Source organism: Mesorhizobium sp. M7A.F.Ca.CA.002.05.1.1, assembly GCF_003998335.1.
GTDB lineage: Bacteria > Pseudomonadota > Alphaproteobacteria > Rhizobiales > Rhizobiaceae > Mesorhizobium.
This window is the reverse complement of the sequence record NZ_RZQI01000100.1, coordinates 1-11185: the sequence shown is the minus strand read 5'-3', so window position 1 is coordinate 11185 and position 11185 is coordinate 1. Positions and strand designations below refer to the sequence as shown.

The 11185-nt window shown below is 63.0% G+C and carries 12 protein-coding genes; all 12 read left to right on the top strand.

All coding sequences use genetic code 11. The annotated features are described in order from the left end of the window. Positions 1 to 694 (top strand): carbohydrate ABC transporter permease (locus tag EN939_RS07885; protein WP_164750910.1); only part of this gene is annotated, 694 nt, incomplete at its 5' end. Beyond that, a complete protein-coding gene (locus EN939_RS07880; protein ID WP_127267578.1) occupies positions 691 to 1785 on the top strand; it encodes an ABC transporter ATP-binding protein in 1095 nt (364 codons plus the stop codon). The genes EN939_RS07885 and EN939_RS07880, both read left to right, overlap by 4 nt. 202 nt (positions 1786 to 1987) lie before the next feature. Further along, the gene (locus EN939_RS07875) at positions 1988 to 3049 is read left to right on the top strand and encodes an ABC transporter ATP-binding protein (protein ID WP_127267577.1); all 1062 of its coding nucleotides are present in this window, start codon (positions 1988 to 1990) and stop codon (positions 3047 to 3049) included. A gap of 32 nt (positions 3050 to 3081) precedes the next feature. Next, positions 3082 to 4167 carry a Gfo/Idh/MocA family protein gene (locus EN939_RS07870; protein ID WP_127267576.1) on the top strand — a complete coding sequence of 362 codons (1086 nt, stop codon included), beginning with the start codon at positions 3082 to 3084 and terminating at the stop codon, positions 4165 to 4167. A 55-nt stretch (positions 4168 to 4222) separates the two neighbouring features. Beyond that, entirely contained in the window at positions 4223 to 5137 is a 915-nt protein-coding gene (locus EN939_RS07865; RefSeq protein WP_127267575.1) for a sugar phosphate isomerase/epimerase family protein, read from the top strand. 67 nt (positions 5138 to 5204) lie between these two features. Further along, complete coding sequence (locus EN939_RS07860) at positions 5205 to 6149, top strand: sugar ABC transporter substrate-binding protein (protein WP_127267574.1); 945 nt, start codon at positions 5205 to 5207, stop codon at positions 6147 to 6149. Positions 6150 to 6210: 61 nt separating this feature from the next. Further along, positions 6211 to 7212, top strand: coding sequence for an ABC transporter permease (locus tag EN939_RS07855; protein WP_127267579.1), 1002 nt, complete (start codon positions 6211 to 6213; stop codon positions 7210 to 7212). After that, a complete protein-coding gene (locus EN939_RS07850; protein WP_024501560.1) occupies positions 7209 to 7991 on the top strand; it encodes an ATP-binding cassette domain-containing protein in 783 nt (260 codons plus the stop codon). Before EN939_RS07855 ends, EN939_RS07850 begins: the two co-directional genes overlap by 4 nt. A 16-nt stretch (positions 7992 to 8007) precedes the next feature. Then, a complete protein-coding gene (locus tag EN939_RS07845; protein ID WP_127267573.1) occupies positions 8008 to 9189 on the top strand; it encodes an aldose 1-epimerase family protein in 1182 nt (393 codons plus the stop codon). Between the two features lie 49 nt (positions 9190 to 9238). Further along, the gene (locus EN939_RS07840) at positions 9239 to 10321 is read left to right on the top strand and encodes a fatty acid desaturase family protein (protein ID WP_236383000.1); all 1083 of its coding nucleotides are present in this window, start codon (positions 9239 to 9241) and stop codon (positions 10319 to 10321) included. An 11-nt stretch (positions 10322 to 10332) separates the two neighbouring features. Beyond that, positions 10333 to 10647, top strand: coding sequence for a MocE family 2Fe-2S type ferredoxin (locus EN939_RS07835; protein WP_013530832.1), 315 nt, complete (start codon positions 10333 to 10335; stop codon positions 10645 to 10647). Between the two features lie 34 nt (positions 10648 to 10681). Beyond that, positions 10682 to 11185, top strand: a 504-nt coding sequence (locus EN939_RS07830; protein WP_206528271.1) for a 3-methyl-2-oxobutanoate hydroxymethyltransferase, incomplete at its 3' end; no start/stop codon positions are given.

Sequence of the window (11185 nt, the reverse complement as noted above, 5' to 3'; positions counted from 1 at the left end):
CTTCTGGAGCGCGCTGAAGCGTACGGCCATCGTCATGATCGTCTGCGTGCCGGCGGAATTCCTGCTTGGGCTGGCGCTGGCGACGCTGTTTGCCGACGATTTCCCGGGCAAGCGCGCCTTCTATTCGATCCTGCTGATGCCGATGATGGTGGTGCCGGCGGTGGCCGGCTACATGTTCTTCATGCTGTTCCAGTCGAGAGGGCCGGTGAACGACATCTTGTCGGCGCTCACCGGATCTCCCGTCACCATCGCCTGGCTGTCGGATCCGACTCTGGCGCTGATCGCGGTGATGGTCGCCGACATCTGGCAGTGGACGCCGCTGATGTTCCTCATCCTGCTTGCCGGTCTGGTCGGCGTGCCGGAGGATCAGATCAAGGCGGCGACGCTGCTCGGCGCCAATCCCTGGCAGCGCTTCGTCACCATCGTGCTGCCGAAGATGAAGACGATCATCATCATCGCGCTGGCGATCCGGGTGATCGAGAACTTCAAGATCTTCGACACGCTCTACATCATGACCGGCGGCGGTCCAGGCGTCGCCACCGAAACCATCTCGGTCTACATCTACAAGCTCACCACTCAGGATTTGATCTGGGGCTATGTGGCGGCGATCGCGCTGGCCATTCTGGTCGTGCTGTCGATCGTCGCGGTGTTTGCCATGAAGCGCATGGCGCGGGCACGCGAGGTAACGGCATGAGCGCGATCCACTTGCAGAACCTGGTCAAGAAATTCGGCGACTTTACCGCGCTCAAGACCATGGACCTGGCAATATCAGACGGCGAGTTCATGGCGCTGCTCGGCCCGTCGGGCTGCGGCAAGTCGACGACGATGAACATGATCGCCGGCATGGAAGAGCCGACCGGCGGCAAGATCCTGTTTGGCGAGCGCGACATGGCCGGCGTGCCGATGGGCCGGCGCGGCGTCGGCTTCGTCTTCCAGAACTACGCCATCTTCACGCATATGACGGTGCGCCAGAACCTTGCCTATGGACCAAAAATGCGAGGGGCTGCCAAAGCCGAGATCGACCGCCGTGTCGGCGCTATCGCTGAGATGCTGCAGCTGACGCCGCTGCTCGACCGCAAGGCCGACAGGCTGTCGGTCAACATCTTGCAGCGGGTGGCGATCGGCCGCTCGGCGATCATGGAGCCGGCGATCTTCCTGCTCGACGAGCCGCTGTCCAATGTCGACGCCGCTTTCCGGGCCGTCATGCGCACCGAACTGAAGCAGCTGCAGCGGCAGTTCCGCCAGACCATGGTCTATGTCACCCACGATCAGCTTGAGGCGATGACCATGGCCGACCGCATCGCGGTCATGGATCATGGCGTGCTGCAGCAGGTCGGCACGCCGCTCGAGGTCTACAACGATCCGGCCAATGTCTTCGTCGCCCGCTTTATCGGTGCGCCGGGCATGAACCTGCTCAAAGGCAGGCCAGCGGAGAGCGACCGCGGACTGGTCGTCGATCTCGGACCGCTGGGCGTCACGCCGCCGCTGCCGGGCGAACTCGCAGCGGCCATGCGTGGTGCGCGCGGCGAGGTGCTTTACGGATTCCGGCCTGAACAGGCGACGTTGGTGCAGAATGGGCAGGGCCTCGCAATGCCGGTGACCTTTGTCGAACGGATCGGTGCGCGCACCATCGTTCATCTCGGCCAGGGCGAGGCGGCTGTGAAAACGGTGTTCGACAATGATGTCGGACTGACTATCGGCGACACCGCTGTCATCGCCCCCACTACGTCGTCGGTGCGCGTCTTCGACGCTGCCACCGGCCGCGCCATGAGGGTGGGAGGCTGAGATGTTGGTCCGGCAAATTTTCGCAAGTTGGCGCCGCCCCTCACCCTTACCCTCTCCCCGTGTAGAGACGGGGAGAGGGGGGCGTCATCGTTGGAGCTTCTCCCTTCTCCCCGTCCCTATACGGGGAGAAGGTGCCGGCAGGCGGATGAGGGGCGGCGCCGGCGTTCGCTACCTGTCACTGATCCGTGGAGCGACCTGAGCCATGGCCGATATCGTCTTTCGCAACGTGACCAAACGCTACGGCAACACACTTGCCGTCGACGACGCCTCGTTCACCGTCAACGACAATGAGTTCTTCTGCTTCTTCGGACCGCCGCTGTCGGGCAAGTCGACGATCCTGCGCCTGGTGCTCGGGCTGGAGACACCTGACACCGGCGAAATCCTGATCGGAGGCAGGCCGGTCAACGCGATGTCGCCGGCCGAGCGCAACGTGGCGATGGTGTTCCAGAACCTGGCGCTGTTTCCGCATATGAGCGCGCTCGAAAATGTCCGCTTTCCCCTTGTCGAACGCCGGGTCGCCGAGACCGAGATCAAGCGGCGGGTCACCGACGTCGCGGCGAAGCTGCATATCGGCCATATCCTGCACAAGCCGCCGGGACAGCTTTCGGGCGGGGAGCGGCAGCGCGTGGCGATCGCGCGGGCTCTGGTGCGCGATCCCAATGCCTATCTGATGGACGATCCGATCTCGGCGCTCGACGCCAGGCTGCGCGAGGAAACGCGCGTCGAGCTGAAGCGCATCCAGCGCGAACTCGGCAAGACGCTGATCTACGTCACGCATGACCAGGAAGAGGCGATGTCGGTCGCCGATCGCATCGCCATCCTGGAGGACGGCAAGATCAGGCAGATCGGTACGCCGGCAGAGATCTACGACCGCCCGGCCAGCACCTATGTGGCAAGGCTGCTTGGTTCGCCGATGATGAACATCCTCAGATCGGCGCGCGGCGAGGGCGGTGTCGAAGCGGCTGAAGGCACGATTCGCATCGACGACAAGACAGCGCCCGCCGACGCCGTGGAGATCGGGCTGAGGCCGGAAGACATCAAGGTTAGACCGTGGGCGGACGGGGGCCCGGGCCGCCCGGCGCGAGTGTTCGAGGTCGAGCCGCTTGGCGGCTACACCGTGGTGACGCTCGCTGCCGGGCAGGCGCGGCTGAAGGCATTGCTGCGCGGTCAGCCCGACATCCGGCCGGATGCCATGGTGGCGATATCCTGCGAGCCGGCCAGAGTGCATTATTTCGAACAGAGCGGCGGAGCGTTGGCACGATGACAGCCGCAAGGAATGAGTTTCGGGAGGAAGAGATGGCAAACAAGGGCTTCGAGCCGGACGTGAAGGTCCGCACGAAGGAATACAAGATCGGCTGCGTCGGCGCAGGCATGATCATGGCCGAGTGCCATCTGGCCGCCTACAAGGAAGCTGGGTTCCCGGTGGTGGCAATCGCCTCGCGCACCAGGACCAGCGCCGAGAAGGTGGCGACGCGCTGGGGCATTCCGACCGTCCACGACACACCGGAAAAACTGATCGAGGACGAAAATGTCGAGATCATCGACCTTGCTTTCCCGCCCGACCTGCAGCCGGCGCTGATCCGTCACGCGCTGAAGCAGAAGCACATCAAGGCGATCCTGGCGCAGAAGCCGTTGGCCTTGTCGGTCGAGGAAGCGGTCAAGCTGCGTGACGAGGCGGCCAAGGCCGGCAAGATCCTCTCGGTCAACCAGAACATGCGCTACGACCAGTCGATGCGCGTCTTGAAGCAGATCATCGACAGCGGCGCGCTGGGCGACATCGTCTTCGCGCAGATCGACATGCACGCCATCCCGCACTGGCAGAGCTTCCTCGAGGATTATGACCGGCTGACGCTCGCCAATATGAGCGTGCATCATCTCGACGTGCTGCGCTTTCTGTTCGGCGATCCCGACGAGATCACCACGCTGACACGCAAGGATCCGCGCACGACATTCGACCATTCCGACGGCATCACCGTGTCGACGCTGCGCTTCCCGTCCGGTGTGCTTGCCGTGTCGCTGGAGGATGTCTGGTCCGGTCCGCGTCAGGATGGCTACAAGGACGACCAGCACATCAACTGGCGCGTCGACGGCAGCAAGGGGGTCGCGAAGGGCACCATTGGCTGGCCGACGGGCGCTGCCTCGACGCTGACCTATGCCTCGACCGAGACGACCGGAGGCGAGTGGGTCAGTCCGAGCTGGGACACGATGTGGTTCCCGCATGCCTTTATCGGGGTGATGGAGCAGCTCCAGCACGCGGTGAAGACCGGCACACCGCCGGCGCTGTCGGTCGCCGACAACGTCAAGACCATGGCGCTGGTCGAGGCGGGTTATCGCTCGATCGACGAGGGCCGCACGGTCAAGCTTTCCGAAATCGCTACCTGATCACCGCAACTGAAACACCAGACAACTGAATCGCTTACAGGGAGGAATTCACACTATGATGCAGGCAGGTATTTTCACGGGCTATTTCCCGTACGGCCTCGAAGAGTCGGCGAAGAAGATCCGTGGCCACGGTTTCAACACCGTGCAGCTCGACCTTCATTTCAAGGATATCGACCTGTCGGCCGGCCAGATCACCAAGGATAAGGCCAAGAAGGTTCGCGACACGTTCCGTGCCCACGACCTGCCGATCTGCTGCATCTCGGGCTACACCAATGTCATTCATCCCGACCTCGCGCACCGCAAGGCGAATGTCGATCGGCTGAAGGAAATCATCCGCAACGCCCGCCAGCTCGGCAGTCCTTACGTGATCTCGGAGACCGGTACCTACAACACCGAGAGCGAGTGGATGAGCGATCCCAAGAACAAGTCCGAAGAGGGTTTTGAGATGTGCCGCAAGGCGATCTCCGAACTGGCGCAGGAAGCCTATGACCACGGCTCAATGTTCCTGCTCGAAACCTACGTCAACAATGTCGTCGGCTCGGTCGAGGAAACGGTGAGGATGTTCGCGCAGGTCGACCATCCGGGCCTCGGCCTGCTGATGGATCCGACCAACTACTTCGAAAGCCACAACATCGACCAGATGGACAAGGTGCTGAACCAGGTGTTCGACACGTTGGCCGACAAGGTCAAGATCGCGCATGCCAAGGATGTCGCACGAGCCGGCGACGACAAGAGCGAGAAGCATGCGGACATCGGCGATGACGACGCGCTGGCCTCGCACACCTTCCGCGGCGTTGGCGAGATGGTCCTCAACGCGCCGGGCACCGGCTCGCTGAACTACGACCTCTATCTGCAGCGCCTGTCGCAGAAGAACCCGAACATCCCGGTGATCATCGAACACCTTTCGGAAGACGACGTGCCGAGGGCCAAGAAATTTCTCGACGACAAGTTCCGCGCCAACGGTCTCTGACCAGCTGTGCGTCGCCCTTTGCCGGCGGTGCATCCGGCTTGGAAGCAACAACAAGGGAGGAATTGCAGTGTTGAAATTCGGATTGAAACTGGCAGCGGCCGCGACTGTGTTCGCGGGCATCGCATTTGCCTCGCCGGCAATGGCGCAGGATGGCCAGAAGACGTTCTATCTGCTGTCGCATGGCGGTCCGTCGGATGCGTTCTGGCTGGACTGGAATGCCGGCGCGACCAAAGCCTGCGACCAGCTCAAGGTGACCTGCAAGATCTCCTTCAGCGGCGGCGACATGGCGGCGCAGAAGGAGGCCTTCAATTCCGCGCTTGCGGCCAAGCCCGACGGCATCGCCACCACCTCGGCCCAGCCGGGCCTGTGGACCGAGGAAGTGAAGGCTGCCAAGGCGGCCGGGATCCCGATCGTGTTCTTCAACACAGACGATCCGGCGACCGGACGGCAGGCCTATGTCGGCGCCGATCTCAAGGAGGCGGGGGTCATCTGGGCCAAGTATCTTGTCGACCACAAGATGGTGAAGCAGGGCGACAAGGTGTTCCTGCCGGTGGAAGTGCCTGGCGCCAGCTATCAGCAGCTGGAGACCGAAGGCATCGCCAGCGTCTTCGATCCGTTGGGGATCAAATATGATGTGGTCGATTGCGGCACCGACCCGGCCGGCATCATTGCCAAGATGACCGACTATATGGTGGCCAACAATCCGCCGGCGATCATCGCGCTCGGCGATTCCGTCGCGGCCAGCGTCAAGCGGGTGTTCGACGGCGCCGGTGTGCCGGCCGGCAAGATCCCGGTCGTCGGCTGGGGCAATTCGAAGGAAACCGCGGAAGCCGTGAAGTCCGGCTTCGTCAACGCGGCCGCCTGGCAGTTTCCGTCTGCGCAAGGCTTCATGCCGGTGGCGCTGCTCGGGCTCGCCGCGTCGGGCGAACCGATCGGCTACGACATCCATACTTTCAGCCTCTACGACGCCTCGAGCGTCGAACCGATCCTGAAACTCTACGACACGAAGTGAAAACCGGTGCCCGCGGCGCAGGCCGCGGGCACCATTTCAAAGCATGGTTCAAGCAGTCATGATGATCGCCGCAGAAGACGAAATGCCTGTCGGGAAACGTAGATCGAGCCTTATGCGCTCGCCGCAATTCTCCTCGCTCGTCATCCTCATTGTCCTGCTCGCGGTGTTCGCCATCGCCGATGCCAATTTCCTGTCGCCGCTCAACATCTCCAACATGATGGCGTTCCTCCCCGAGCTCGGCATTATCGCGCTCGGCATGACGCTGCTTCTGACGGCGGGCGAATTCGACCTGTCGGTTGGTGCCGTGTTCGGGCTGGCGCCGGTCGTCGTCATGCTTCTGGTGCAGAACGGAGGCGTCGATATCGGCATCGCGCTTCTGGCCGGGCTTCTGCTGTGCATCGCCATCGGCGCCATCAACGGGCTGATCGTCACCAAGATCGGCATTTCGTCCTTCCTGGTCACGCTGTCCATGCTGCTCGTGGTGCGCGGGGCGGCGCTCTACATCACGCAGGGCTTTCCGCTGAAATCCTGGGACCAGCCAGGCTTTTTCGTCACGCTGCTGGCCGGCAGCTTCAATGTCGGGTCGTTCCGGTTCTACACCTCGCTGTGGTGGTTCATCGGTCTCTCGCTGCTGGCGATCTACGTGCTGCGCTATGCCAAGCTCGGCAACTGGATCAGCGCCATCGGCTCCAACCGGAACGCGGCGGTGGCGCGCGGCGTGCCGGCGGACGCCGTCAAGGTGTGGCTGTTCATCCTGACTTCGGTCCTTGCGGGACTGGCCGGCATGATCAGCGCCTTCCGCATCTCGGCCGCCTCACCGGTGGCCGGCACCGGCTATGAGCTCGAAGTGATCGCCATGGTGGTGGTCGGCGGCACGGCGCTGACCGGCGGACGCGGCACGATCCTCGGCACCATCGTCGGCGCGCTGATGCTGCGCGCGATCCGCAACGGCATCGTGCTGATCGGCGTGCCGGGCCTCGCCTACAACATCTTCGTCGGCCTCATCATCCTCGCCATGCTCATCCTGCACGCTTTGCTGCAGAAGAACGCCGCAAGGGGCTGACGATGGAAGTTCTCCGGCTGCAGAATCTGCAAAAATCCTTCGGCAGCGTTCGGGCGCTGAAGAATGCGTCCTTTGCTCTCAAGGAGGGTGAGGTGGTGGCCTTGCTCGGAGACAATGGCGCCGGCAAATCGACGCTGATCAAGGCGATTTCCGGTGTGTTTCCGATCGACCGTGGCGACATCTATGTGCGCGGCGAGAAGGTCTCGATCCGCTCGACGCGCGATGCCATGGACCTCGGCATCGAGACCATCCACCAGGATACGTCTCTGGCGCCGGATCTCAGCATTGCGCGCAATCTTTTCCTTGGGCGCGAACCGGTCAAGCTGAAATGGCTGGGCGTGTTCGCGCCGCTCGATTTCGCCAAATTGCGCGATGCGGCGTCGGCGCTGTTGAAGCGCGTCGGCATCTCGAAAAAACTCGACGCCGATGCGCTGGTCTCGACGCTGTCGGGTGGCGAGCGGCAGTCGATTGCGATTTCTCGCGCCATGCAGTTCGCCGCCAAGGTCATCATCCTCGACGAACCAACCAACAATCTCGGCGTCGAGGAAACCCATGGCGTGCTGCGCTTCGTCAAGGAGGTGCGTGACGCCGGCCATTCGGTGCTCTTGATCACCCACAACATCCATCACGTGTTCCAGGTCGCCGACCGCATCATCGTCATGCGCCGCGGCGAGATCGTCGCCGAGCAGACGGTTGCCGATACCGATCTTCTGACCGTGGAAAGCATCATCACCGGCGCCGACATGTCGGCCCTGCTGAAAGAGACGAGAGCGAAGTGAAGAAGTTGGCCGTCACATGGTAGAACTCTACGGCAAGACGCTTTCGCGCCGGCAGGTATCGGAACGTTCGGGCATGCTGTCGCAATTTGCCGGCGTGCGGCTGATGACGCTTGGCGACGGCGTGGAACGCGGCATCCGCATGCTCGAGTTCCGCACCGGCTCGGGCCTGCGTTTCACGGCGCTGGTCGACCGGGCGCTCGACATCGCCGATTGCGACTTCAAGGGCCAGGCGATCGGCTGGCATTCGCCGAGCGGCTTTCGCAACCCCGGCCTACACGATTATGAGGGGGAAGGGGGCCTCGCCTGGGCGCGCTCGTTTTCAGGCCTGCTTGTCACCTGCGGCCTCGACCACATATTGGGCCGCGAAGCGGTGCCTGCCGATAGCTACAACTACCCGGGCAAGAAGACCGTGATCCATTCGCTGCACGGCCGTGTCGGCACCATTCCGGCACGGTTGACCGGTTATGGCGAGGCCTGGGATGGCGACCGCTGCGTGCTTTGGGCCGAAGGCATCGTTCAGCAATCGGCGGTGTTCGGCGAGGATTTGCATCTGATCCGGCGTATCGAGGCCGATGTCGGCGGCAACGAGATCCGGCTGTCGGACCGCGTCGTCAACCATGGCTTCAATCGCACGCCGCACATGTATTTTTACCACGTCAATGTCAGCCACCCCTTGCTCGACGAGGGTTCGCGCTATCTGGCGCCGATCCGCGACGTCGTCTGGGCTGGCCATGCAGGCGAACGCTACGAGGCGCAGAAGGTCGGCTACCGCACCGTGCCGGCGCCGCGACTGGGCTTCAGCGAGCAGGTCTGGCAGCATGAGATGGCGGCCGACGCCAATGGCGAGGTGCCGGTGGCGGTGGTCAACGACGGCATAGGGCTTGGCCTGGAAGTGATCACGCGCAAGGATCAGCTGCCTTGCGCCTACCAATGGCAGAATTTCCAGGCAGGGCAGTATGCGCTGGGCATAGAACCCTCGACACACCATGTCTTGGGCAATCTCGCGGCGCGCGAGCGAGGCGAGATGATCTGGCTGGAGCATGGCGAAGGCCGTTCTTATGACGCGGTGTTCCGGGTGCTCGACGGCGCCGGCGCGATCGCCGCGGCCGAAGCAAAGATCGCGTCGATCGCCAGGCAGCCGCAACAGGATTATCCTGTGCCGTCGGGCAATTTTCCGGGATTGGCGGACAGGGCATGATGCGAAACGAATGCTCCGGCTGGCGGGCCGGAAATCGGAGGTCGATGTGATGGAGAAAAAGCGCGACTACAGCCTGGTCGGGGAAAGCACGCGCATCGCGATCGAGACCGGGCTGGCCTCGGCCGAGTGGTATCACACCGATGTGCCGCGCAAGGCGATGAAAGAGCTGATGCAACGCTCGGACGGGCCGGCGATCCGCGACACGATCATCTGGATCGTTGCCATATTGGGTTCCGCCGCCGGCATCGCCTGGTTCTGGGGCACGTGGTGGATGGTGCCGTTCCTGCTCGTCTATGGCGTGCTCTATGGCTCGTCCAGCGACTCGCGCTGGCACGAGTGCGGCCACGGCACCGCCTTCCGCACGCGCTGGATGAACGATGCCGTCTACCAGATCGCCAGTTTCATGCTGATGCGCAACCCGGTGACCTGGCGCTGGAGCCATGCCCGCCATCACACCGACACGATCATCGTCGGCCGCGACGCCGAGATCGCGGTGATGCGTCCGCCGGACCTGCTGCGTGCCGCACTCGCCTTCACCGGCATTCTCGATTTCCGCTATTCGCTGCCGACGCTGGTGCGCAATGCGTTCGGCAGCATCTCGCCCGACGAGAAAAGCTTTATTCCCGAGATGGAGCTTCACAAGGTGGTCACAGCCGCGCGCTGGCATGTCGCCATCTATGTCGCGGCGATCGCGCTGGCGTTCTATCTGTGGTCGTTCCTGCCGCTGGTGCTTATCGGCCTGCCGCGCCTCTACGGCAGCTGGCACATGGTGCTGACCGGCCTGCTGCAGCATATCGGCCTGGCCGATAATGTCACCGACCACCGGCTGAACACGCGCACCGTCTACATGAACCCGATCAGCCGCTTCATCTACTGGAACATGAACTACCATGTCGAACATCACATGTTCCCGATGGTGCCGTATCACGCGCTGCCGAGGCTGCATGAATTGATCAAGCACGATCTGCCCGAGCCGAACCCTTCGATGTGGCATGCCTATCGCGAGGTCTGGCCGGTGCTGCTGAAGCAGCTTCAGTACGAGGACTATTTCCTCAAGCGCGAGCTGCCGCCGACGGCGCGGCCGTATCGGGACGAGTTCCATGCGCTGACCGTTCCGGCAGCGGCGGAATAGGGGAGAGGCAGATGGCCGACTGGGTTGAAGCGTGTGGCGTCGACGATGTCGAGGAAGAGGATGTCATCCGCTTCGATCATGGCGGGCGTACCTTCGCCATCTATCGCAGTCCCGATGACGAGTATTTCGCAACCGACGGGTACTGCACGCATGAGAAGGCGCATCTGGCCGATGGGCTGGTGATGGACGACATCATCGAATGCCCCAAGCACAATGGCCGCTTCAACTACAAGACGGGTGTGGCCCGAGGCGCACCGGTATGCGTCAATCTCGCCACCTATCCAGTGAAGGTCGAGGCTGGCAAAGTGATGATCCAGATCGGCTGACCTGCCGCCGAATGCAACTGAGGGAACCCATTTGATGAGCCGAAAAAGACCGACGGTGGCGGATTTGCGCGCCATGAAGGGCAAGCGACAGCTGACCATGCTGCGCGTGCTGACGATGGACGAGGCCGAGGCCGCGGAGCGCGCAGGGGTCGACATCGTCTCGGTGCCGCCCGAACTGGTGCTCAACCCGCAATACCGGGACGCCGCACCCAGCCTGTTCACCATGCCGGGCGACAATTTCTACGAGATCGGAACGGCGGACGATTTCGTGCGCTGGGCTTTCCGGCTCTACAAGGCCGGCGCCGACGCGGTCTATTGCAGCGCCGGCTACGCCACGATCAAGCGGATGGCCGATGACAATATCCCGGTGATCGGCCATGTCGGGCTGATCCCGTCACGGGCCACCTGGACCGGCGGCTTCAAGGCGGTAGGCAAGACCGCCGACACCGCCATGGAGGTCTTCGCGGCGGTGAAACAAATGGAGGCCGCAGGCGCCATCGGCGCCGAGATCGAGGTCGTCCCGGTCGAGGGGGCCAAG